22 protein-coding genes and 3 tRNA genes are annotated in these 22235 nt (G+C 59.1%); 17 read left to right on the top strand and 8 right to left on the bottom strand.

The genetic code is table 11. From position 1 onward, the window contains the following. Positions 1-96 precede the first annotated feature (96 nt). Entirely contained in the window at positions 97-825 is a 729-nt protein-coding gene (locus ABVT36_RS08195; protein ID WP_368456116.1) for a hypothetical protein, read from the top strand. A gap of 108 nt (positions 826-933) precedes the next feature. Beyond that, the gene (locus ABVT36_RS08190) at positions 934-1572 is read left to right on the top strand and encodes a tRNA-(ms[2]io[6]A)-hydroxylase (RefSeq protein ID WP_368456115.1); all 639 of its coding nucleotides are present in this window, start codon (positions 934-936) and stop codon (positions 1570-1572) included. Positions 1573-1596: 24 nt separating this feature from the next. Here the strand turns inward: ABVT36_RS08190 and ABVT36_RS08185 are convergent, their stop codons facing one another. Beyond that, the gene (locus ABVT36_RS08185; protein WP_367151257.1) at positions 1597-1857 is read right to left on the bottom strand and encodes a DUF3081 family protein; all 261 of its coding nucleotides are present in this window, start codon (positions 1855-1857) and stop codon (positions 1597-1599) included. An 84-nt stretch (positions 1858-1941) separates the two neighbouring features. Here ABVT36_RS08185 and ABVT36_RS08180 point away from each other — a divergent pair, with 84 nt between their 5' ends. Next, positions 1942-2418, top strand: coding sequence for a DUF3429 domain-containing protein (locus tag ABVT36_RS08180; RefSeq protein WP_368456114.1), 477 nt, complete (start codon positions 1942-1944; stop codon positions 2416-2418). A gap of 185 nt (positions 2419-2603) precedes the next feature. Beyond that, positions 2604-3236, top strand: coding sequence for a malonic semialdehyde reductase (locus ABVT36_RS08175; RefSeq protein WP_367151255.1), 633 nt, complete (start codon positions 2604-2606; stop codon positions 3234-3236). Here the strand turns inward: ABVT36_RS08175 and ABVT36_RS08170 are convergent, their stop codons facing one another. The 4 genes from ABVT36_RS08170 to ABVT36_RS08155 all read right to left on the bottom strand — a co-directional run bounded on the left by ABVT36_RS08170 (position 3237) and on the right by ABVT36_RS08155 (position 6178). Next, positions 3237-3689, bottom strand: a complete 453-nt coding sequence (locus ABVT36_RS08170; RefSeq protein ID WP_368456113.1) for a DUF2269 family protein — start codon at positions 3687-3689, stop codon at positions 3237-3239. Then, the gene (locus ABVT36_RS08165; protein WP_368456112.1) at positions 3686-4840 is read right to left on the bottom strand and encodes a saccharopine dehydrogenase family protein; all 1155 of its coding nucleotides are present in this window, start codon (positions 4838-4840) and stop codon (positions 3686-3688) included. Before ABVT36_RS08165 ends, ABVT36_RS08170 begins: the two co-directional genes overlap by 4 nt. 77 nt (positions 4841-4917) lie before the next feature. Then, on the bottom strand, positions 4918-5646 hold the full coding sequence (locus ABVT36_RS08160; RefSeq protein ID WP_368456111.1) for a UDP-2,3-diacylglucosamine diphosphatase: 729 nt from the start codon (positions 5644-5646) through the stop codon (positions 4918-4920). Between the two features lie 22 nt (positions 5647-5668). Beyond that, positions 5669-6178, bottom strand: coding sequence for a peptidylprolyl isomerase (locus ABVT36_RS08155; protein WP_367151251.1), 510 nt, complete (start codon positions 6176-6178; stop codon positions 5669-5671). A gap of 219 nt (positions 6179-6397) precedes the next feature. On the opposite strand from ABVT36_RS08155, the gene ABVT36_RS08150 reads away from it, so the two are divergent. The 10 genes from ABVT36_RS08150 to ABVT36_RS08105 all read left to right on the top strand — a co-directional run bounded on the left by ABVT36_RS08150 (position 6398) and on the right by ABVT36_RS08105 (position 18467). Continuing rightward, a complete protein-coding gene (locus tag ABVT36_RS08150; RefSeq protein ID WP_368456110.1) occupies positions 6398-8071 on the top strand; it encodes a glutamine--tRNA ligase/YqeY domain fusion protein in 1674 nt (557 codons plus the stop codon). Between the two features lie 51 nt (positions 8072-8122). Then, complete coding sequence (gene cysS / locus ABVT36_RS08145) at positions 8123-9496, top strand: cysteine--tRNA ligase (protein ID WP_368456109.1); 1374 nt, start codon at positions 8123-8125, stop codon at positions 9494-9496. Between the two features lie 206 nt (positions 9497-9702). After that, complete coding sequence (locus tag ABVT36_RS08140; RefSeq protein WP_368456108.1) at positions 9703-9891, top strand: DUF3012 domain-containing protein; 189 nt, start codon at positions 9703-9705, stop codon at positions 9889-9891. Between the two features lie 14 nt (positions 9892-9905). Further along, a complete protein-coding gene (locus ABVT36_RS08135; protein WP_368456107.1) occupies positions 9906-11333 on the top strand; it encodes a Wadjet anti-phage system protein JetA family protein in 1428 nt (475 codons plus the stop codon). Beyond that, positions 11326-12150 carry a DUF4194 domain-containing protein gene (locus ABVT36_RS08130; protein ID WP_368456106.1) on the top strand — a complete coding sequence of 275 codons (825 nt, stop codon included), beginning with the start codon at positions 11326-11328 and terminating at the stop codon, positions 12148-12150. The genes ABVT36_RS08135 and ABVT36_RS08130 overlap by 8 nt, the downstream gene beginning before the upstream one ends. Continuing rightward, the gene (locus tag ABVT36_RS08125) at positions 12140-15766 is read left to right on the top strand and encodes an ATP-binding protein (RefSeq protein ID WP_368456105.1); all 3627 of its coding nucleotides are present in this window, start codon (positions 12140-12142) and stop codon (positions 15764-15766) included. The genes ABVT36_RS08130 and ABVT36_RS08125 overlap by 11 nt, the downstream gene beginning before the upstream one ends. A gap of 166 nt (positions 15767-15932) precedes the next feature. Beyond that, entirely contained in the window at positions 15933-16382 is a 450-nt protein-coding gene (locus tag ABVT36_RS08120) for a hypothetical protein (protein WP_368456104.1), read from the top strand. A 317-nt stretch (positions 16383-16699) separates the two neighbouring features. Next, positions 16700-17170, top strand: a complete 471-nt coding sequence (locus ABVT36_RS08115) for a GAF domain-containing protein (protein ID WP_368456103.1) — start codon at positions 16700-16702, stop codon at positions 17168-17170. Next, on the top strand, positions 17170-17910 hold the full coding sequence (locus tag ABVT36_RS08110; protein ID WP_368456102.1) for a spermidine synthase: 741 nt from the start codon (positions 17170-17172) through the stop codon (positions 17908-17910). The genes ABVT36_RS08115 and ABVT36_RS08110 overlap by 1 nt, the downstream gene beginning before the upstream one ends. A gap of 101 nt (positions 17911-18011) precedes the next feature. Beyond that, the gene (locus ABVT36_RS08105; protein WP_367151237.1) at positions 18012-18467 is read left to right on the top strand and encodes a hypothetical protein; all 456 of its coding nucleotides are present in this window, start codon (positions 18012-18014) and stop codon (positions 18465-18467) included. Positions 18468-18806: 339 nt separating this feature from the next. Here ABVT36_RS08105 and ABVT36_RS08100 read toward each other — a convergent pair whose 3' ends face one another. The 3 genes from ABVT36_RS08100 to folD form a co-directional block, all read right to left on the bottom strand. Further along, positions 18807-19829 (bottom strand): methyltransferase, encoded by a 1023-nt coding sequence (locus ABVT36_RS08100; RefSeq protein WP_368456101.1) that lies wholly within the window; start codon positions 19827-19829, stop codon positions 18807-18809. Positions 19830-19903: 74 nt separating this feature from the next. Next, positions 19904-20608, bottom strand: coding sequence for a 16S rRNA pseudouridine(516) synthase RsuA (rsuA, locus tag ABVT36_RS08095; protein ID WP_368456100.1), 705 nt, complete (start codon positions 20606-20608; stop codon positions 19904-19906). A 5-nt stretch (positions 20609-20613) separates the two neighbouring features. After that, positions 20614-21459, bottom strand: a complete 846-nt coding sequence (folD, locus tag ABVT36_RS08090) for a bifunctional methylenetetrahydrofolate dehydrogenase/methenyltetrahydrofolate cyclohydrolase FolD (RefSeq protein WP_368456099.1) — start codon at positions 21457-21459, stop codon at positions 20614-20616. 314 nt (positions 21460-21773) lie between these two features. Here folD and ABVT36_RS08085 point away from each other — a divergent pair. From ABVT36_RS08085 to ABVT36_RS08075, 3 genes are all read left to right on the top strand, one after another. Beyond that, positions 21774-21850 (top strand) — tRNA-Pro (locus ABVT36_RS08085). A gap of 15 nt (positions 21851-21865) precedes the next feature. Next, positions 21866-21942: transfer RNA gene (locus ABVT36_RS08080), tRNA-Arg, on the top strand. Positions 21943-22093: 151 nt separating this feature from the next. Continuing rightward, positions 22094-22169, top strand: a tRNA-His gene (locus ABVT36_RS08075). Positions 22170-22235: the final 66 nt, after the last annotated feature.

The following is a 22235-nucleotide window of genomic DNA, read 5'->3' as shown; positions in this document are numbered from 1 at the left end:
TATTAATTTTCAATCCCCAACAATCGCTAACCACGGCAGTGCTGGGCCCTCTCCGAAACTACTACCGGGACCGGTTACCGCCTAACATAGGCCACCATGAACCGTTCAGAATTCAGGGACTCCCTGTTGCGGGTAGTGAAACACAAGGAACACTGGGCCTGGTCGGCGTTTGTCCGGGGTCAGGTGGCGGAGGCACTGTTGCCTATTCATCTGCAGCAGGAGTATGCCACCTATGTGCGGGATTTCCCGGTCCTCCTGGGGCGCGCCTATGTGCAGTGCGGACAGCGCCAAGCGCGCCGGATACTGGCGGAACACCTTTTCGAGCTGGAGACCGGCAGCTTGAGTGGCAGCGGTCCCCACGAGGACTTGTTCCTCGCCTGTCCCCGGGGCCTGGGGATGAATATGACGCGTTTCCAGGAGATCACTCTGTTGCCCAAGGCAGCTGAATTTCGCGCAGTACTGGATAGGGCGACCTGCGATCAGGGGTGGGAGGTGGCGGCTGCCGTCACCATCCTGTTCCTCGAGGGTTCGGAAGGGGGGTTTACTGAAGCGCCACTTGGGCGCAGGCCTATACCGGTCAGGCCATCACACCAGTCTCCGTCACGGCGGCGGTCAGATACGGCTGCGGCGCTGACGCGGGCCGGCTGTGCCCTGGCGGGATCCAGCCGCAGGGAGGCCTGGCATCTGATGTTGGATCTGGTGACGGAAAATGCCCGCCCAAGGGTATTGCAGTGGATGGGTCTGGTGTCCCGTGGCTGGCAGCATTATCGCGACGATGTGGCCAGGGCATGTGGCCTGGCGGATTCCGCCTCTGTGTCCCGGTGAGGCGGTTTATCCCGGCAATGCTGAAGCTGCTGTGACTGCCATTCAGGTGCCGCCGCCGGTATAATCCCGCCACGCTCAGCCCGCAGTGTTCAATCCCCTGGAAGCAGCATGAACCCCCAAGTGCCCGATCTGTCCGCCATCCACGAATTTCTGCTTTGTCCGACCCCGGATGCCTGGGTGCAGGCGGCGCTGGCACAGCCGGAGTTGATGTTGGTGGACCATGCAAACTGCGAAAAAAAGGCCGCTGGCACGGCCCTCAATCTGATGTTCCGTTACCTGGACAACTTTGAATTGTTGCACAAAATGTCCCGTCTGGCGCGGGAAGAGCTGCGTCACTTCGAACAGGTGCTGGCAATTATGCAGCGGCGGGGTATCGAGTACCCGCATATCAGTGCCTCCCGCTATGCCGCCGGTCTGCGGGCGGAAGTGCGCGGCGCAGAGCCGGGCCGGCTGATCGATACACTGATCTGTGGTGCCATCATAGAGGCGCGCTCCTGCGAGCGCTTTGCCCGCATCGCGCCGCTGCTGGATGAAGAACTGCAGGATTTTTACCTGTCGCTGCTAAAGTCCGAGGCGCGCCATTTTCGCGACTATCTCCACCTGGCGCAGCAGGCGGCGGGCGGCGAGGATATAGCACCGAGGGTGCAGCAGCTGCTCCAAGTAGAGCGGAAGCTGGTACAGGGGGATGACGGGGACTTCCGTTTTCACAGCGGCGTGCCGGTGAACGGGGCCCGGGAAAGCCACTAGCCGTGTATGGCTGGGGATGCCAGTTCAGGCTCGGTCCACGATTGCCAGCAGGTGGATAAAGTCCTGCAGATCCCGCGCATTGCCACAGTCTACGGTGTACTTGTTGTGAAAGAAGATGGTCAGTTGCACCTTCCCTGAAGAGATGAACACCGTATAGCCATCGAAATCGGTACTTACCGTCAGGCCGCGGTAGTACCAGCTGCCATCGCGCTTTTCACCTTCCCGGGTCACTTTGTCGAACACCCGCAGTGCCTGCTTGACGTCGATTTTATGCTCAGTTTCCAAGCTGTCACCGTTCCCATTTGCGCTAAGATTATTTTTCCGGTCCCGGTTTCCCGAGGGTGTTTGCAACCTGTCAGCTTAGCGCACATGAGTCAGTACCGCGAACCCAAAAAACCAGCGACGGAATCGACCAGATTGTTTGATTTGCTCGCTTACGCTGGCATAGGTCCTTTTGTGCTGGGGATCTGGCTCGAAGCCACCGGGGAAAACCTGGGTGGTATTGACGGTGGCTTCCTGTTTGCCGCCTACAGTGCCTGCATCCTGAGTTTTTTGTGCGGCATTTGGTGGGCCGCTGCGCTGAACCGCGCCGACCATCCCCACCGGCTGGCCCTGACTTTACTCAGTAACCTGGTGTGCCTGATTGCCTGGCTGGGGTTATTGGTTTACAGGACGCCCTGGGGTCTTGTGATACTGGCATCGGGCTTTGCTTATATGCGCTGGGCGGAGGCGCGGCTCAATCCCAACGGGTGCCAGTTGCCGGGCTATTTCAAGACCCGCAGCCGCGTCACCTATGTGGTGATCGCCTGTCATCTGTCGATGTTGGCGCTGGAGGTGTGGCAGTGAAATCCGGGACTAAAGTGGTCTGGCAGCGGGGACATCACTGTTGCCGCGTCGCAAATCCGGACTGAGAAAAGCTTTCCCCCGGCTTTTCTGCAACCTGTTAATTGGTGAGGATGCCCCGGGCGAAAGCCAGTCGCCGTATCGGTTTGGTTGAAAGTGGTGGAATGGATTTTATTTGGGAGAAAGATATGGCCGATGAGATTTCTTCTACAGCTCGCGATCAGCTGTTCTGTAACGCGCGCACTCACAGTCACTGGCTGGACAAGCCGGTTGACGACGCCACTCTGCAAAAACTCTACGACCTGATGAAGATGGGGCCGACCAGTGCCAACTGTTGCCCGGCGCGGTTGCTGTTTCTGCGCAGTAAAGAGGCCAAGGAGCGACTGAGGCCGGCGTTAAACGAGGGCAATATCGCCAAGACCATGGCGGCGCCGGTGACTGCCGTCATTGCCTACGATATGCGCTTCTACGACTATCTGCCGAAATTGTTTCCCCATACACCGGCGCGGGACTGGTATCTGGACAATGCGGAACTGGCGGCCGCCACGGCATTTCGCAACGGCACTTTGCAGGGGGGGTATTTTATTATGGCGGCGCGTGCTCTGGGCCTGGACTGTGGCCCCATGTCCGGCTTCGACAATGCAATGGTGGATCTGGAGTTTTTCCAGGAACCGGCCGAGGGGGCCTGTTTTCAGCAGGAACATCTTCCGGAGAGCCCGATCAAGTCCAATTTTCTCTGTAACCTGGGCTATGGCGATCCGCAACTGCTGCATCCGCGCAGTCCGCGGTTTGAATTTGACGAGGTCTGCAAAATACTCTGATCACAGTGCCGGCTTGGCCACCATCAGGTAGACGATAGCAACCATCAGAGGCAGGGCACAGGCCCCCAACAGGCACCACAGACCCATGATAGGGGTGGTATCGACTTCGCCTGGTCCGGCGCTGGCTTTGCGTAATCGGTATTGCAGTGCCAGCACTGGTAGCCACAGCAGGAACACAGCGGCTGTCAGCATCATAGCCAGATGCAGCCAGCGCTGGTGCAGCCAGGCGGGGTTGCTGATCAGCATGCCCGCCGCACTGGCGAGCAGCAGGAGACAGGCGGTGGCGGTAAACAGCCAGTCCGCGATTATGGTTTCACGGCTGATCCAGCTCAGAATCCGCCGGTCTCTGCTCTGCCAACCCCTTAACGTATACCAGGCAATTCCGATACCGGTGCCGAGAACCACCATCGCGCTGAGCACATGCAGGGTTTTGAGCACCAGATAGGTATTCATACGCTGTTGGCCCTTTTGCGGGCCAATTCAGTGGGGGTCTTTTTTTGTGTGGCGGTGACCACAGAGTAGGGCGCCAGTTCGGCCAGAATGTCCTCCAGTGTAAGCAGTTGCCAGCAGGTATGGGCGCCCTGCGCCGGTGCCTGCCCGGATAGAAACTTACGCGCCAACGCTGCGGCCGGCGCCGCCGGTATCCAGGGCCCGTCGGCGTTCAGGCCCAGAATTTGCCACTGAAAAGTGCAGGGCATACTACTCCCGTCTCTGCCGCTAATAAGAACTTTCATACCGCCATGGGGCGAGCCGCCGGGCCACCGGCTCGCCAAACCGCCGGCCAGCCGCGCCAGCCGGGGTGTAGTGGCGGGCAGGTTCAGTCGCGCCAGCCGGGCGCAGAGGGCCAGTCCCAGTTGCAGGGCGCGGGGCTGTACCCCGGTGCCGAAGCGCACCGAACTCAACGCCGGTAACTGGCGCGGCCAGAGTTCCAGGTCGGGCACGTCGAAATCGCACACATAGCGCCCACCTACCGGGTGGGCCAGTCTGGTATGTCGCAAACTTCCGCCAGCAAAAGTTTCGTGCCAGCGGTCATCCTGCAACACCGGAAAACCCCGGCCGAGAGACTCAAAGCCGGCGCGCACCGTGGCCGGTCCGCGGGAGATTCGATGGGCCGGCGCTATAGCGATGTCGGCAGTGTGGATTTCCGCTAGCTCCCGCTGCGCCTGCTGCAGGACGGCGGAGCTGAGGGCGGGCAGGCTGCTGGCCCCGGATACCAGGGTGACTCCGGCCCGCTGCGCGGCACTGGATAGGCGTGGAAAATCGCATACGAAGCGGCGTGCATCGGCGATATCGATATAGGGGATGCGGGCATCGATACAGGCGCGCGCCACCCGATAGTCCTGATTTTGAAAAGGCCCGGCACAGTGGATCAGCAGATCCAGGTGGAGGTCTTCAAGCTGCGCGCTCAGGTTGATGGCATCGCGCTGGAGCCGCAGGCCTTCGGCGGAAGTCGGCAGTCCCGAGGCGGTCTCCGCCGCCTTCAGCTTGTCCCGTCCGGCGATGATCAGGTGGATGGAGGGATCACTGCCCAGCAGCTGCGCGATGCGGGAGCCAAAGGTGCCATAGCCGCCCAGGATCAATACGCGCTTGTTCAAGGTTTTCACGACCGGTGCGGCTCCCGACTCACTGCATCCCAGTGTTGTTCTTTATGCCACAGCGGCAGGCAGATTGGGTGCTTCGCTTATCTTGCCGTGGGCCAGTGGATCAGTTCAAGGGATTTCTGGTCGGCTTTGATGCACCAGCCCAGCTCGCCCCAGTCCCCCAGCACGATACGTTCGGCCGCCTGGCCATCCAGAGTCAGCTGATGCCGCCCGGGTCGGTGGGTATGGCCGTGGATCAGGGTGTGTACCCCGTAGCGGCGCATCGCGGCCTCCACTTCCTCCGGGGTGACGTCCATGATGTCTTCCGCCTTGCGGCTGTTCATGGTTTTGGAAACTGTGCGGATCTGTGCGGCGATCCGGCGCCGCTCCTCCAGCGGCTTGGCCAGCAGCGCCTGCTGCCAGTCGGGGTCGCGGGCCTGTTGGCGAAAGGCCTGGTAGTCCCGGTCGCGGGTGCAGAGGCTGTCGCCGTGCATCAACAGGACCCGGCGGCCGCCCAGAGTGGCTGGGCTCGGATCCTGCAGCAGCAGGGCCCCGGAGCGCTGGGCGAAGGCTTGGCCGAGGAGAAAATCCCGGTTGCCGTGCATCAGGTAGACTTGGGCACCGGTGTCAGCGAAGCGCCTCAGCTCGGTGGCCACCCGGGCAGCCAGTGGGGCGTCGTCATCGTCGCCGATCCAGACTTCGAAGAAGTCTCCCAGGATATACAGGGCTTCCGCGCCCGCCGCACGCCGGCGCAGGAAGTCGCAAAACGCGCGGGTGACGTCCGGGCGGCTCCCGTCCAGGTGCAGATCGGAAATCAGGTAACTGACCAAGGTGCCCGGCCTGACTGCTAGGTTATTTGTCGGTATAGGCGTCGGAAATGGTTATGCCGGTAATCTCGATGGTTTCCAGCGGGACATCCTGGTGAAACCCTTTGTTGCCGGTCTTGACGCCTTTGATTTTGTTGACCACATCCATGCCGTCCACCACCTTGCCAAATACACAGTAGCCCCAGCCCTGTGAGTCTTTGCTGCGGTAGTTGAGGAAGTCGTTGTCCTTGACGTTGATGAAGAACTGGGAGCTGGCAGAGTGCGGGTCCATGGTGCGGGCCATGGCCAGGGTGCCGGTCTCGTTCTTCAGGCCGTTATCCGCCTCATTCTCGATGTTTTCGCGGGTAGGCTTCTGCTCCATATCGGCAGTCATGCCGCCTCCCTGGATCATAAAATTGTCGATCACCCGGTGAAAGACGGTGCCGGTATAGAAGTCATCGCGGCAGTACTGCAGAAAGTTGGCCGCAGTCTTGGGTGCCTTGTCGAAGTCCAGGTCGATGGCGATATCGCCGTGAGTCGTGTGTAGGGTGATCATAAACTGTCCTTTGGGCCCATTTAGGGGCGGCATGATACCTCTTCAGCGGTAGCGGTAAAATGGCAATCTGTGCGGATAGTTCGGAGCGTTCAAAAAGCGATCAGTCCGGGCATGCCTCCGGTGCACGCCGCTGCAAACTGCGGGATGGGCCTGACGTTTCCCCCCTCAACTGGGCTATAATCCGGCGTTTACATTTGCAAAGCTGTAACAGAGATTAGCATGGCGTCCGAGAGCAAACCCGCTCACTTTCTACAGAACCTGATTCGCGATGACCTGGCTGCGGGCCGGATTTCCCGGCTGGAAACCCGCTTCCCGCCGGAACCCAACGGTTACCTGCACATTGGGCACGCGAAATCCATCTGCCTGAACTTTGGTTTGGCTCAGGAGTTTGGCGGCAGCTGCAACCTGCGCTTTGACGACACCAACCCCGCCAAAGAGGAGGGGGAATATGTGGAGGCGATCAAGCGCGACGTCTCCTGGCTGGGTTTCCAGTGGGCCGGCCAGGTGAAGTACACCTCCGACTACTTCGGCCAGCTGTACCAGTGGGCGCTGTACCTGATTCGTGAGGGCGGGGCTTATGTGTGTCATTTATCCCCCGAGGATGCGCGCCACTACCGTGGCACTCTGACTGAGCCGGGTACCGACAGCCCTTACCGCGATCGCGGAGTGGCGGAGAACCTGGAATTGTTCGAGCAAATGAAAAACGGCCTGATAGAGGAGGGCGGCTGCAGCCTGCGTGCCAAGATCGATATGGCGGCGCCAAATATTAATTTGCGCGACCCGGTGATCTATCGCATCAAGAAGATGGCACATCACCAGACCGGCGACAAATGGTGCATTTATCCCAGCTACGACTTCGCCCATGGGCAATCCGATGCTATCGAGGGCATCACCCACTCCATCTGCACCCTGGAGTTCGAGGATCACAAGCCGCTTTACGACTGGTTTATCGAGCATCTGCCGGTTCCGTCGCGCCCGCACCAATACGAGTTTGCGCGTCTCAATCTCAGCTACACCGTGGTTTCCAAACGCAAGCTGAAGCAGCTGGTGGATGAGGGGCATGTGGACGGTTGGGATGATCCCCGCATGCCGACTCTGTCGGGAATGCGCCGGCGCGGTATCACTCCGGCGGCAATTCGTAATTTCTGTGACATGATCGGCGTGACCCGCTCGGATTCGGTCGTGGATGTGAGTATGCTGGAATACGCCATCCGCGACGACCTGGACAAGAATGCGCCGCGAGCCATGTGCGTCATGCAGCCGCTGAAGGTAACCCTGACCAACTATCCCGAAGGGCAGATGGAACAGCTCACTGCGCCCGGGCATCCGGTGCGTGAAGACCTGCCCGCGCGGCAACTGCCGTTCACCCGCACCCTGTATATCGAGCGGGAGGATTTCCGCGAGCAGGCCAACAAAAAGTACAAGCGACTGGTGCTCGGCAAGAAGGTACGACTGCGCAACGCCTATGTAATCCAGGCGGATGAAGTGATTGTAAACAGTGCAGGTGAAATTCAGGAAATCCACTGTAGTGTGGATCTGGATACACTGGGCAGGGATCCGGCGGATGGCATAAAACCCAAGGGCGTGATTCACTGGGTGTCCGCGGAAAAAAATCTGGATTGTGAAGTGCGCCTCTACGACCGCCTTTTCAATCAGCCGGCACCCGATGCCGGCGGCAGGGATTTCCTCCAACATGTCAATCCGGACAGTTTGCAGCTGTTGCGCGGCTGTAAGGCGGAGATCGGTTTGGCCGGCGCAATGCTCGAACAGCCCTACCAGTTTGAGCGCAACGGTTATTTTTGCCGCGACAATCGAGTTGGCACCGCCGGCGAACCCGTGTTCAACCGCACTATCGGCCTGCGGGACTCCTGGGCCAAAGAGCGGGATAAGTAGCAGGGGCGCCCGATACACATCTACGAAATAAACGGAATCTGACAGAGAGCAATGTCCCTACAGGTCTACAACACATTTTCAGGTACCAAGGAAGTTTTCCAACCCCTGCAGCCGGGGCGAGTGCGTATGTATGTGTGCGGCCCCACTGTGTACAACCGGGTACATATTGGCAATGCGCGCCCCGCGGTAGTGTTCGACACCCTTTACCGGCTACTGAAAAGGGAATACGACGATGTGATTTATGCGCGCAATATCACTGATATCGACGACAAAATCATGAAGGCCGCGCGCGATCAGGGCGAGGACATCGGTGCACTTTCACAGCGTTTTTCCGGAGCCTATGCCGAGGATATGGCCGCCCTCAACAATCTCCAGCCGGATGTAATCCCCTACGCCACCGGACACCTGCCGGAAATGATTGCCATGGTGGAGCTTCTGATTGAAAAGGGCCACGCCTATGAGGCCGAAGGGCATGTGTTGTTTGCGGTGGAATCCATGCCCGAATACGGGCAACTTTCCCGGCGGTCGCTGGATGACATGCTGGCCGGCGCCCGGGTGGAGGTGGCTCCCTACAAAAAATATGCCGGCGATTTTGTGCTGTGGAAGCCGTCCCGGGACGACGAACCGGGTTGGGATAGCCCCTGGGGCCGCGGCCGCCCCGGCTGGCACCTGGAGTGTTCGGCGATGATCAAAAAACACCTGGGCGACACCATCGATATTCACGGCGGTGGTCGGGATCTGACTTTTCCGCACCACGAAAACGAGCGCGCCCAGAGCTGCTGTGCCAATGGCGTGGATTTTGTGCGCTACTGGATGCATAACGGCTATGTGAATATCAATGGCGAGAAGATGTCCAAGTCGCTCGGCAACTTCCGCCTGGTCCATGATTTGCTGCAGCAGTATCCCGGCGAGGTGCTGCGCTTCGCACTTTTGTCCGCGCACTACCGCTCGGAGCTCAATTTCAGTGGCGAGTTGCTGGATCAGGCCTGGCGCAGCCTGGATACACTCTATGGTTTTCTGCGCGATGTAGAGAGTATTAACGCGGCAGCAGTAGAGCTGGACGGCACCGCTTTCCTGGCGGCACTGCACGATGACCTCAACACACCCGTAGCCATCAGCGAATTGCACCAGATGGCAAAGGAGCTCAACAAAGCACAGGCTTCCGAAAAGCCGCGGCTAAAAGGAGTGCTGTTGCGTGCCGGTGAGATGCTTGGCCTACTGCAGCAGAATCCCGAGACCTGGTTCCAACAGGCGCGGGGTGGCGAGGAGGTTTCGGCAGAGAAGGTTGAACAGCTGATTGCCGAGCGCCATCAGGCCAAGCAGGATAGGAATTACGCCCGCGCGGACGAGATTCGCGAGATACTCAAAGGCAAGGGTGTGGTACTGGAAGACAGTCGCGAAGGCACCAAGTGGCGCCGGGAATAGACCGGCGTCTTGCGGGCATGCCGGTGGCAGCGACAAGGTAAATTCATCGATTGGATTGTCACCCTTTAAATGCTGCGCTACGGCGCCCGGTGGCTTGATAGTTAATGGCGTGTGCCGCTCTTTGCCTGGCCTCACGCCGTATGGATCCGGCAGTCTGCTGGCCGGGTCAGCAGTAACAGCAAGATAACAACAGAGGGGGTTGACCGATGAGCAGAGTCTGCAGTTTGGGGCTGGCGGTGCTGGCAGTGATTTTTCTGACGGCCTGTGAGCCCAAGCGGGGTTCCGATGCCTGGTGCAAGAAAATGGATGAAGTGCCCAAGGGGGAGTGGACCCTGGAAGATGTGGGCGATTACACCAAGTACTGCGTGCTGAACCAAAAACCCGAAGGCAGCTGATTGGGATCACCCTGTTGTTTTTTAGTGGTTCCCACCAGCATTTCTTTCGCCCTCTCACCGGCAAATACCGGGAACAGGTGGTAGAGTGTCTGCGCCTTCTCTACGAGCGCCTCTATACGGCCAAGGCGGATTACGGCGAGTCATTGACGCGCGAGCAGATCCTGGAAATTTTCGCGGAGGCGCTGACCCGCGCGCCGCAGCTCGACGGCGATGACGGCGGCGACTCGGAGAGCCGCTTTCGCAACCTGCGCGAACAGGCCCTGTGGGTGCTCAACAGTTTGCTGGAATACGGCTGGCTGGAAAAGCAGGTGGACAGCGCCACACTCAGCACCGCCTATCCTTTCAGCCGCCGCGGCCGCCTGTTTACCCAGCCACTGGTGGAAATCAACAGCACCCGCGTACGAACGCGCCATCGCAATACCCGCAATACCCTGAACGCACTGGAGGCTTTTGCCAGCCGCGGCGAGGTTCACGACCTGATCGATGCCTGGGAGTATTCAGAGCGCATCGTCGCAGATTTTACCGATATGATCGCCGAACTGGAGGAGCGCAAGCGGGAACTGGTGTGCGAGGTGGAGGCCCAGCTGCTGGTGCAACAGGCCACCGACGAGTTTTTTTCATTTATGGAAAGCCGTTTCCAGCCGGATCTGGCGATTCGCCTGTCTGCCGACAGTGTCGAAAAGCACCGCGATGCCATAGGGCGGGTGATAGACCGCATTCGGCGCAAGGACCGCGAACGCAAGGCGGTCTGGGAGAAAAAGCTGCGGCAGTTGTTGCCGGAGCTGGTGCAAGAGGGCCGCTCTCTGCTGTGGCTGATGCTGGATACCATTGAGGACCGGATGCGCCGGGCCTGTGAGGTCAAGCTGCCGGCGTTGCGCCGCTCGCTGCAGGCGTTCACCAAACGCGCCGATATCATTATTCGCCAGCTCAGCTTTCTCACCAACCAGAGAGAGGGCGGCTTCGCCGATCTCTGCCAACGACTCAGCAATGCGCCGCAGCGCGGTGTACTGCTGAGCCAGCTGGGGGATCAGCTGGCTGCTTTTCAATTGCGGCTGTTCGACCCTAAACAAACCCAGTTGTGGCAGCGCCAGCGCCGCGCCCCGGTCAATACCCGCGTGGCAGAGGATGTGCCGCTGGAGGAGGACAGCCGCCGGGAGATCCTGTTGCAGCAGATGCTGGATCAGGCATTCAACTTCAACAGCGGCGATCTGCGGGATTATCTGCAACAAGCACTGGGGCGCGGGCGCCGCGTCAGCAGCCGCGACCTGCCACTGCGCGATGCCCGCGACCTGCTCGCCATGAGCCATGCACTGGAGTCCGCTGCGGTCGGCCAGGCAACCGGTTCCGCCGGCCTGACGGTGACCTTTACCGGCGAAGTAGCGAGCAATGATTATTTCGCACAATTGGACGAATACTATCTCGAGTTGAAAGAAAGTGATTGAACAGGCACTGGAAGAAGCACTGCGGGAGTGCCGTGTTACCCGGACGGAGTTTTCCGAATTGTTGGTGCGGTTGCTGGACTACGGCGTCATATGCCGGGACGAGAGCCAGATAGAGGGGGTGCTGTACGACCGCTTCCAGCGCTGTGAGTCGCTGGTGCGGGAATGGTTGGGGCCACTGGGCCTGCGTTTGCAGCACGACGGGCGTTTCCAGTTTATTCGCTTGTATCCGCCGGGCGCAGAAGTGCCGGGAATGGCCGATCAAGAGGAGCCGCACCACGGAGGGTTCCGCGCGCGCCTGTCTCAGCAGGAAGTGGCGGCGATACTGGTGCTGCGTGTCGAATATGACAAGGCGCTGAGGGAAGGGCAGGTGGATGATCACGGCTGTGTCGCCCTAAACCTGGAAGCCCTTGAGCTGGGTCTGCGCAACCTGCTGAAAATGTCACTGCCGGAGCGGATCGCGGAGCGCAGGAGCCTGCTGAAAAGGCTGCGCCAGTTGCGCCTGCTGCAGTACAGTGATGACGACAGTCAGGTCGCCGCCGATGTGTTGTTGCGTGTGCGCCCGACCATAGTGCGGTTTGTCACCGAGGAGAATCTGCACCAGTTGCTGGACGGCGCGGACCAGCCGCACCCGACCGGGAACAGGGAACACAGCGAAAGCGAAGATTCCGGTTTGGCCCAGGGAGGGAGATCGACGGAATCCCCGCAGAGACTGACTCCAACAGTGGAGGACCACAGCCTGTTCAACCCGGCTGCGGACGCCGACAGCGGAGGCGGCGGGGAGGTCGCGGAATTGGAGGAGAGCGACAGTGTTTCTTAAAAAGCTGATCCTGGTGAACTGGGGCAACATACCGCAACTGGAGTATGAATTCGGCCCCATCAACCTGTTTTCCGGTGGCAACGGCTCCGGCAAGACCACTGCGGCGGATGCCATTCAGGCTTTGATGACAGCGGCCCACGATACCTTGTTTAGTTTCAACCCCGGGCAGGATGAAACCACCCAGAGGGGGCGGGGTGGCAAGCAGGTGCGCACACTTGCATCCTATGTCCTGGGCTGTGATGACGGCAGCTACGCGCGACTGCAGCCTACTGACTGCTATATCGCCGGGGTTTTCTATCCCACCAGCGGCGAGGAGGGCGAGCCCTTTACGGCGGTGATGGCCATCCGGGCACATCTCGATCGCAGCGCCAAGCCCGCCCAGGCGCGACAGTCCGAGCTGCGTTTTTTTATCCTCCCCGGTGAACAGCTCTCGCTCGGTGATTTTATTCGAGATTACAAAGACGGCCGCCACCTTCTGCCTCTGGACAAGTTCTACGGCATTGTCAGCAAGCAATTCGAGAGGGTAGAGCAGTACGACAAGAAAAAGGCCTATCTGCGCCGGCTCTACGGAGCCATGCGGGGCCGTCGCGATGCCGTGCCGGACCGCGAGGCGATTCATGCGGCGCGGACCTTCTCCAACTTTATGGCCTACAAGCCCGTCAAAAGTATCAATGACTTTGTGGCCCAGGAAGTATTGGAAAAGCGCGACCTGGGCGAGGCCATTCGCTCGGTTTCCGAATTGATGAAGACTATCCACGGGATGGAGCAGGAGGCGCGCCAGATCGTCGAGCGCGTTGCGTCCCTGGAACAGATCGCCAGTTCCGCCAATCTGTATCGGGAGCAGTGGTTGCAATTGCGGGTGCAGGAATACCTGCATGCCCGCCACCGGCAGATGCGGGTACAGAAAACCTATGTGGCCGGCAAAAATGCCCAGCGACAACTGCGCGCCGACCAGCAGAACAATGAACGCGAGGCGCGGCTGGCGGAGGAGCGGGTCGAGCAGCTGGGACAGGAACTGGTGAAGTTGCAGGCCCAGCGGCTGGGCATTCCCGCCCTCCGCACCAAGGATGAGTTGGAACAGCGTATCGCCAGCGCCCAGCAACAGCTTTCCGCCCTGGGCGCCTCACTGTCGGCGCAGCAGTCTATCTGGCGACGCAACCGCCAGGCAGCCGGTGAATTGTTAAAACTGTTGACGGAGACCAGTGCCGAGCTGGAAATTCCCGCCCTGCGCGATCCGGGTTTACTGTTCCAGGTCAGGCAGGTGTGCCGCGAGGACGAGCTGCCAGATTTGCACAAACTGCTGGGCAAGGATTGGATAGATCTTGAGGCCCTGGAAGCCATGCGGGCAAGCGCCGTGTCCACCGACAGCCTGCACGGGCAATTGTGCGGATCGATCGACAGCGCTGCCGCAGGCCAGCTGCCGTTGCGGGAGCAGATCAATCAGCAGGCTTCCCGCTGGGATCTGCGGGTGCAGCAGCTGCAAAAACAGCTGCAGGCGCAGGAGAACCGGATTCTGCATCTGCGCGCCAACCGGGTCCGCTATCCCCAGTCGGTGGAGCAGGCTCTGGCGGCCATTCGCGAACAGTGTCCTCAGGCCGATCCCCGCGTGCTATGCGACTATATCGAGGTGCTGGACGAGCGCTGGCAAATGGCGGTGGAAGGCTATCTGGGCGGTGCGCGCTTTGCCATCCTGGTGGAACCCGAATACGAGGCGGCCGCCATCCGGATAGTCCGCGGCCTGACGGGGCGGAACAATCGCGCGCGCGTGGTGCAGGGAGACAGGGCCAGGCGCGATGCCGAGCGCAGCGATCCGCCCAGGGGTTCCATCGTCGAATTGATGGAATTTAGCCACCGCACGGCCGAGTATTATCTGCGCGCCTCCTACGGTTCGGTGATACAGGTGCGCGACGAGCAGGAATTGCGCGGCACCCGGCGCGGGCTCACAGCCGATGGCCTGGCCAGTGGGAATTACAGTATGTGGCGCTGCGATATCGACGACAGCGATCTGGTGTTTGGCCAGGGCGCGCGGGCCAGGGCACTGGCGGCCCAGCAGCAGGCCATGGAGCAGCTGTTGCAGGAGGCCGGCCAGGTCAACCAGCAGCTGCAGTTGCTGCGCCGCGTGGCATCGGCGTTGCGGGAGCTTGCCCCGCCTTCCCTGCAGGTGCAGGTGGACGCCGCTCTGGCGGCGCAGCGGGATTGGCGCAGTGCTGAACAGGGGCTGCAGAATCTCGACCTGAGTGATAGCGGCCTGTTGGAGCAACAGCTGGTGGAAGTGAAAGCGCAGCAACAGGCACAGCAAAAAAACCACGCGGGCCTGTTGCAGGATGCGGGCAGGCTGGAGCGGGACCTGGACAATACCGCCAAACAACTAAAGGTACTGGCGGACGACCTGGAAAGGCTGGGAGAGGCGCTCGACCACAGCGAGGGGGCGGTGCGGTGTATCGCCCATATCCACCCGGATTTCGATGTCCAGCAGGCGTTGCAGCAGGCGGATGAGCAGGCCGCTCAGGCCGGGGACAAGTTCGATTTTGGCGCTGATATCGAGCAGTGGCAGGGGCTGCTGGAAAAGTATTGCCGCCAGCTGGACCGGGGGGTAATGGATCACAACACTTCGACCACGGCCGGCGATGCTCTGGCATTCGAACCGGATTACGGCGATGGTCACGGTGAAGCGCTGTTCAAATTGGTGTGTGAGTTACACAGTCAGGTTGAGGCCTTGCGCAACCGACTGAAAAACAACCTGCTGGTGGATCGCCACGAGCAGTTACGGGGGCTGAAAAAGTCCTTCAACACCACTTTCGTGACCCATCTGTGCCATGCCATCTACCAGTCCATCAACGACGGTAAGCGGGTTCTCGACGATCTCAACAAGGAACTGGAATTCCATCGTTTTGGTGCCGACCGTGAGCGCTTCCGCTTTGACTACCAGTGGGTACCGGAATTTCGTGAGTACTGGGGCTTCTTCAAGGCCGTGATCGACCTGCCCAACCTGGGGGAAGAGCAGAGTCTGTTCGATGCCGAGCTGGAGCCGCGCCACCGACAGGTGCGCGACAAGCTGCTGGCGATGTTGCTGAGTGAGGACGAACAGCTGGCCCGCCGCGAGCTGGACCGTATCAGCGACTACCGCAACTACCGCAGTTACGAGATCTACAAGGAGCCGGAGGGCAAGGAACCCATTGCCCTCAGCCAGTATGGCACCGGATCCGGCGGCCAGCTGGAAACCCCCGCATACATCATCCGCTCCGCCGCGGTGACGTCCGCTTTCCGCTTCAACGACGGCAATACCCATTTGCAGATGGTGCTGGTGGATGAGGCCTTTTCCAAGATGGACGAGGTGCGCTCCCGGGAGGTGATCCGCTACCTGACTGAAACACTGGGCTTACAGTTGCTGTTTATTATGCCCAGCAGCAAGTCGGGACCTTTTATGGACCTGATATCGAACCAGTTCGTGTTCAGCAAGTGCCCCAGCCCGCAGCCGGTGGGTGAACTCCACACCCGCGTCTATGTGGATCGCAAGGTCTGCAACCGGGACAAGATCGCCACTCTTTGGGCCAATCACCGCCGCGCCATTCGCCAGCAGGTATCGCTGGATTTTTTGGAACTGGTGGAGGGATGAAGCTGTAGGCCCGGAGGAAGATGGCCACCAAAGCCGGATAAGGCATATGGGAAGGTTCAAAAATGCCGACTCTGTACTTGCACCGGCCAGCTGCCATAACCGAAGATGTTGGACTGTCAAGTTGACCACCGATTGGTAGAGTCGCCTTAGGGGATGGGGAGGAGGTATGCGTCAGTTTTCGATGTTGGTGATAGTTGCGGTGATATTGGGTGGCGCCGCCATTCTGTATGAGCAGGAAAGTCGCAAGGTCAAAGGGGTATTGACCCAGCTCACCGAGTTGCAGGCCCAATTGGGTGATTTGCAAGCCGAGGTAACTCGCCTCAACGGCGAACTGGAAGCGGCGAAGCTCGCCTGGCGGCGTCAGCCCAGTCTCAGGGCCAGGGCCCGGCCAGACCAGCGCGCCGCCCCGGTGCAAATCCCGCCCAGCCAGGGGCACCAGGCTAGCCCCGGCAGTGAACGGGAATTGATTGCATCGGATGTGACCACAGCGCCACCGGTAATCCGCCGGGATGAGGAAGCCGAGGACCGGGGGGAGTGGAGCCGCCCTACCGTGGACGCGGAGGAATACCAGAGACAGAACGGTAATGACGCTTCCACAGTGGACCCCTATCAGTAAAATTGGCCCCTGCACGCCAATGCCGGTCCCAATAGGGGCCTCACAAAGAAGCAGCTTCAGCAACTTTGCTGGACAAGGGGTTATGGTCTGAAAGTAGGCGATAGGGGCACTATTGACCCGGCAATTAAATAAATTGCCGGGTTAATGCGGCACAGAGGTGACCACCGCCGGGCAGAGGCCGGCGTGAGCCATTGAACAGCCACCAACTTAGTGGAATTGCGCAGGTTTTTTATGGGCGACAATCCGACCGATGAGGAATCGTCAATTGGATTGCCGGATCAACGGTTTTATTTGCCATTTAGTGAGAAAGGCTCAGAATGTCCAGCAACGAATTTTACACTTCTCTAAACGCGCAACTTGAGGGCCTTCTGTCCGGTGAGCGCGACTGGCTGGCCAATACCGCCAATGCCAGCGCTCTGCTGTTTATGGAACTGCCTGAAATCAATTGGGCAGGCTTTTACTTCCTCCACGGTGACGAGTTGCGGGTTGGCCCTTTTCAGGGCAAACCCGCCTGCACGCGGATCCAGGTCGGTACCGGGGTTTGCGGCACCGCAGTGGCGAGTGGCAAAGCGCAGCTGGTACAGGATGTAAATCAGTTTCCCGGGCATATCGCCTGCGATGCAGTGTCCGTTTCCGAGGTGGTGATTCCGCTTTATGACGGCAACCGCTGTCTCGGTGTATTGGATGTGGACAGCCCCAGGCTGGCCCGCTTCTCCAGTGACGACCTCACCGGCCTCCAGGCATTTGTACAGATCCTGCTTGACAGCTCCGATCTTCCTGCGTTCTGATGGCGTTGCTGTGGCAGAAACACCTCGGTGGCGATTTGTATCAGGTGCGCAGCCATGGTGCCAGCGTCCGTTTGTACAGCAACGGAGTGCTTCACTCGCAATGGAATCCCCGGGACCCATTGAAGGGTAGCTTGTGGGAATTGATGTTACTGCCGGTATTCTTTCTGCCCTCACAGCAGATCCGCTCTATCTTGATGCTGGGCGTGGGGGGCGGTGCCTTGATTCGCCTTTTGCAACGGTTTTTCGATCCCACTGAAATCATCGGTGTAGACATAGATAAGACACACTTGCACATAGCGCGGCGCTATTTTGGTGTGAGCGGTATTCAACTGGTCCACGACGACGCCGTCCGCTTCGTGAACTGCCTTTCCCGTACGCAGCGGCGTTTTGACCTGGTTATCGACGATCTCTTTGGCCATGGCAAGGGAGAGCCGGAGCGGAGTGTCGCTGCCGATCTCAGCTGGTGTAAGCAATTGTTGGGGCTTACCGAAGTCCATGGTCTGCTGGTGGCCAATTTCGGCAGCCGGCGGCAGCTGCTTGCCAGTGGTTGGCGGGAAAAGCCACTACGTGACCAGCTTAAGGGAAGCTGGTCCGCCGAATTACCGGGCTACGAGAACAGTGTGATTGCAGTGAGCCGTCAACCACTTTCTATCCATCACCTCAAGCAGCGGGCCCCGGCCGCACTAAATCCAGGGAATCCGACAAGGCGACTGACCGGTCTTTTAAGGCGCCTGCGTTGAGCAACTGATTTTCCGGTGCCTACCCCCAAGCTTCACTTGGCGTTTATTGTCACTGCATGTCTATACTTTGTTGTATCTGGGTGCTTTTCTGGTAAGTCCCGATGCGCTACAAAACTGTGGAAGATGTCATTCAGGAAGGCAAGGATTTTCATGCAAAGCTTGCCCGCCAGTATGGGGAATACGAGCAGTTGGCGACGGACAAGCGTGTCGAATTACTACTGGACCAGCTTCACCGTCGCGAGGACTCCATGAAGCACTCGCTGGAGAATTTCCGCCAGGATATCTCCCCCGGTGCCCTGCATACCTGGGTTCAGTTTGCACCCGAGGGGCGGGAGCCGGAGTTCCTGCAGCGGGCGCGCAACCTCAACGTCAACGACCTGGAGGGTATCGCCAAGTTGGCCATGGACATCGATATGTATCTTTCGGATCAGTACCGGGACCTGTTGCAGGGTGCGGATACCCCTTCGGCCAAAGACGCCTTCCAGCGGCTGCTGGAACTGGAGGAGCTGGAGGAACACGCGCTCTCTATAGATCTGTTCAATTTGCGCGACTATTAATCCGGTAACTTATTCAGTTGCTGGGTCAATATTCGCAGCTTGCTGAAAATAGCGATTCCTGGCTTATTTCAGCCAGGCTTAGCGGCCTCAACCTAGCTGTTCGGAACAGCAATCTGCAGCTAAAGTCTTTTCAGCAACCAGTTGGCAGTAAAGGACTGGTTGCAACCGCAAGCCATTTTCTCTAACTGGTTGTCGAAATTCGAAGAATTTCGACGCCTGGTGCCGGAATATGGATGTTCCGGCAAAATCAACGACGCCTTAGTCGTTGATTTTGGGAGAAAAGTGAAAATCACATTTTTCGTATTTTGAAACAGGCAGGATGCCTTTTTCAACAACCTGCTAGTGGTTGGTAAGCCGATAAACACAAAAGCCCTGTGCTTTGCAGAGGAGCTTCACCTCGGCGTAAAACTGTTTGGCCTTGCGTGCCAAAGGTATAAATTCGTTGACCACGAACAAAGCCTGCCCCCTATCGCAAAGCAGTCGCGCGCTCTGTTTCAAAAAGCGATCCGTCAAGTCACCCTCCACCTGGAACCCCTGGTGAAATGGTGGATTGCAAACCAGAAAATCAGCGATATTTGCTTCTAGGTCAGCACCGGCGTCCGAGGGGACCACCACCCCCTCGATTTCCAATAGCTTGAAATTCCTCTCACAGGCCAGCAACGCCGCGGCATTATTGTCTGTGGCGGTGATATGGAAGTTGCCGAGTTTTTTCAAGCGGCTGCTGAGATAACCGTAACCGCAGCCCAAGTCTACGATTCGTGCACCGGTTGGTGGCAGGTACTGCTCGAATTGAGTCGCCAGCAGATCACTGCCTATATCGACTTTGTCCCAGCCAAACTGCCCCGGTTTGCTGATCAGGCCACCCAGTGCCGGTGGTTTTCTCAATTCCGGGTAGTTGTCGCCATCGAGCGTTTTACCAAGCTCCGCATCGCTATTAAATAGGCTGACACTGATGTAATCACTGCCACACTTGCGTAGCTGTGGCGCAGAGCCAAAGTAGGCGGCTGACTTGGACGCATAGGACTTGATGCCACTCCGTTTGCTACCGAGCATTTTCAGTTCACCGCCCTGGCCAAGCATCGAAGGACAGCAGTTGATTATGTGGTGCACTACCGCTTTTTCCTTCGAAAGCGGGTAGACAACGGATCGGTAGCGCCGGCTCAATTCGTCTATGCGAAAGTCGTTGAAAAAGGTACGGGCCGTCTGGTGCTCGGAGAGTTTGGCAATATCCCATCGGTTGGTTAACAGATCGCCGCGAAAATCCACCCCTTGCACCAGCAGTGGCTTGCTGTTTTCATCCGCAATCCACAGGGTCTCGGACGGGTTTTGCTGCAGGAGTTGTGTAAGCAAAGCAAAAGTCATTGGCGAATCGGTTTCATTTGTGTCGGCTGGGGCCCTGCGGGTACCGCCATTTCGCCGGGTTTGACACCGGCAAGCTATTGAATGGAATTGACCTCGATACCTGTCAGTGGCCGGTAATCACCTTCGGCCAATTCTTCGTCCAGTACAATGGTCCCGATGCGCTCACGGTGCAGCTGTAGTACCCGGTTGCCGAGCGCGGCGAACATGCGCTTTACCTGATGATAGCGCCCCTCGCTGATCGTGAGGCGCGCCTCCTTCATAGACAGTGCCTCCAGCTGTGCCGGCTTGGTACGCTTTTGTTCTCCGTCCAGCCAGACACCCTTGGCAAATTTGTCCGCCGCATTCTCTGCGATACTGTCCGCCAGGTGCACATGATAGACCTTGTGGTGATGATGCCGGGGGGAGGTGATCTTGTGGGACCACTGCCCATCGTCGGTAATCAGTACCAGGCCGGTGGTGTCGATATCCAGCCGGCCCGCCACATGTAGCAGGTGTTTGTTGGGCTCGTCGATCAGATCCAGCACCGTGGGGTGTTCACTGTCCTTGCTGGCACTGACGTAGCCCAGAGGCTTGTGTAGCATAAAATAGCGAGGCCCCGGTTGGCTCAGCTGCCTGCCGTCAAGGCATAGAATGTCCCCATCCACCACTTTCGTGGCCGGGTTGGTGATAACTTCCCCATTGACGGTGATGCGTCCGGACCTGGCCGCGCGCTTGACGTCCGCGCGCGACAGATTGGTCACCTGGCTTACCGCCTTGTCCAGCCTGATAGTCTGGGGCAACGGCGTCAACCGATCTTGCGTTCGCCCGAATCCACCGCCTGGTAGATCAGCGTGTTGATGGTCATGGGCCCCACACCGCCCGGAACTGGTGTAAAGGCAGCAACTCTGTCCAACAGGGGGGCGAGTTCGATATCACCGAGACCGCCGGGGTGGTAGCCGGCGTCCACAACCACCGCACCGTCCGCAACCCAGTCCGCCTTGATAAACTCTGGCCGGCCAACTGCGCCCACCAGAATATCGGCACGGCGGACGTGATCGGCCAGATCCCGGGTATGTGAGTGGCAGGTGGTGACCGTGGCATTGGCGTTCAGCAGCATGGCCGCCATGGGCTTGCCGAGAATGGGGCTGCGCCCGACGACCACCGCGTGCTTGCCGGCTAGCTCAATGTCATAGGCCTCCAGCAGGCGCATGATGCCCTTGGGGGTCGCACAGCCGTAGGCCTTCTCACCCATTGCCATTCGGCCGAAGCCGAGGCAGGTGACGCCATCCACATCCTTATCCAGCCGGATCGCATCGAAGCAGGCGCGTTCGTCTATTTGGGATGGTACCGGGTGCTGCAGCAGGATTCCGTGGACATTGGGGTTGCTGTTCAGCTCTTCGATTTTGGCCAGCAACTGCTCTGTGGTGGTCGAGGCCAGCATTTCCACCTGAAGCGAATCCATGCCGATCCGGCGACAGGCATTGCCTTTCATCTTGACATAGGTGGCCGAGGCCGGATCGTCACCTACCAGTATGGTGGCGAGGATCGGTGTCTGGCCACCACTGCTCTCCTTCAGTTTCGCAACCCTTGCGGAGAGTTCCTGTTCGGTTTTCTGTGCCAGGGCCTTGCCGTCCAGAACCAGTGCAGACATAGGGATTTCTCTATCAGTCAGTGAGCCGTAGCCACCCTGCGGAGAATGGCGGGGCGGCAGTGGGAGCTTCGTCACGCCCACCCGCAGGTCGGCAGACCTTGTCAAAAGCGGGCTATTTTCGCACAGCGGGCCGACAAAATCCCACCTCGCCCGGGATTCCATACTCAGGGCTAAACTATTGTAAAAAGAACAGCTTAGCGGCGTTGACTCCCTCCCGGGGCGCAAGTATCATGCGCGCTCTCGACGGGAGGTGACAGCCGACCAAAGAGATCGCGGAGGGTGTTTGCAAGACTCCGTTGCCAACTTGGTAGATTCGGGGCATAGCGCAGTCTGGTAGCGCGCCTGCTTTGGGAGCAGGATGTCGGGGGTTCGAATCCCTCTGCCCCGACCAGGACAGGGTTGCCTAGCGCCCGTAGCTCAGCTGGATAGAGCATCCGCCTTCTAAGCGGATGGTCGCAGGTTCGAGTCCTGCCGGGTGCGCCATTCTTTCGGAATGGTTTCAGGTAGATGACGCTGATCTGGCCAGTCTTGGCTCAAAGTTAGTGCTTAGTCTGGTCCCCCTGCACAGACGCTAGACATACAAGCAGGGTGTGAGTCGGCGTTGCCACAAGGCGCTGAACTAGACAAATTGATGGTGGCTGTAGCTCAGTTGGTAGAGCACAGGATTGTGGCTCCTGAGGTCGCGGGTTCGATCCCCGTCAGCCACCCCAATATTCCCCATCTAAATCAAAGACTTACGAATCCTGCCCAGTGCGGGTTTTTTCGTTTTGGGCGCT

This window comes from Microbulbifer sp. TYP-18 (genome assembly GCF_040932045.1).
GTDB lineage: Bacteria > Pseudomonadota > Gammaproteobacteria > Pseudomonadales > Cellvibrionaceae > Microbulbifer.
This window is presented reverse-complemented; position numbering and strand designations above follow the sequence as displayed.

Excerpts from the sequence above, each read along its gene's own strand:
- ABVT36_RS08195 (WP_368456116.1), top strand. The coding sequence starts at position 97 with ATGAACCGTTCAGAATTCAGGGACTCCCTGTTGCGGGTAGTGAAACAC.
- ABVT36_RS08190 (WP_368456115.1), top strand. The coding sequence starts at position 934 with ATGAACCCCCAAGTGCCCGATCTGTCCGCCATCCACGAATTTCTGCTT.
- ABVT36_RS08180 (WP_368456114.1), top strand. The coding sequence starts at position 1,942 with ATGAGTCAGTACCGCGAACCCAAAAAACCAGCGACGGAATCGACCAGA.
- ABVT36_RS08175 (WP_367151255.1), top strand. The coding sequence starts at position 2,604 with ATGGCCGATGAGATTTCTTCTACAGCTCGCGATCAGCTGTTCTGTAAC.
- ABVT36_RS08170 (WP_368456113.1), bottom strand. The coding sequence starts at position 3,689 with ATGAATACCTATCTGGTGCTCAAAACCCTGCATGTGCTCAGCGCGATG.
- ABVT36_RS08155 (WP_367151251.1), bottom strand. The coding sequence starts at position 6,178 with ATGATCACCCTACACACGACTCACGGCGATATCGCCATCGACCTGGAC.
- ABVT36_RS08150 (WP_368456110.1), top strand. The coding sequence starts at position 6,398 with ATGGCGTCCGAGAGCAAACCCGCTCACTTTCTACAGAACCTGATTCGC.
- cysS (WP_368456109.1), top strand. The coding sequence starts at position 8,123 with ATGTCCCTACAGGTCTACAACACATTTTCAGGTACCAAGGAAGTTTTC.
- ABVT36_RS08140 (WP_368456108.1), top strand. The coding sequence starts at position 9,703 with ATGAGCAGAGTCTGCAGTTTGGGGCTGGCGGTGCTGGCAGTGATTTTT.
- ABVT36_RS08120 (WP_368456104.1), top strand. The coding sequence starts at position 15,933 with ATGCGTCAGTTTTCGATGTTGGTGATAGTTGCGGTGATATTGGGTGGC.
- ABVT36_RS08115 (WP_368456103.1), top strand. The coding sequence starts at position 16,700 with ATGTCCAGCAACGAATTTTACACTTCTCTAAACGCGCAACTTGAGGGC.
- ABVT36_RS08110 (WP_368456102.1), top strand. The coding sequence starts at position 17,170 with ATGGCGTTGCTGTGGCAGAAACACCTCGGTGGCGATTTGTATCAGGTG.
- ABVT36_RS08105 (WP_367151237.1), top strand. The coding sequence starts at position 18,012 with ATGCGCTACAAAACTGTGGAAGATGTCATTCAGGAAGGCAAGGATTTT.
- ABVT36_RS08100 (WP_368456101.1), bottom strand. The coding sequence starts at position 19,829 with ATGACTTTTGCTTTGCTTACACAACTCCTGCAGCAAAACCCGTCCGAG.
- folD (WP_368456099.1), bottom strand. The coding sequence starts at position 21,459 with ATGTCTGCACTGGTTCTGGACGGCAAGGCCCTGGCACAGAAAACCGAA.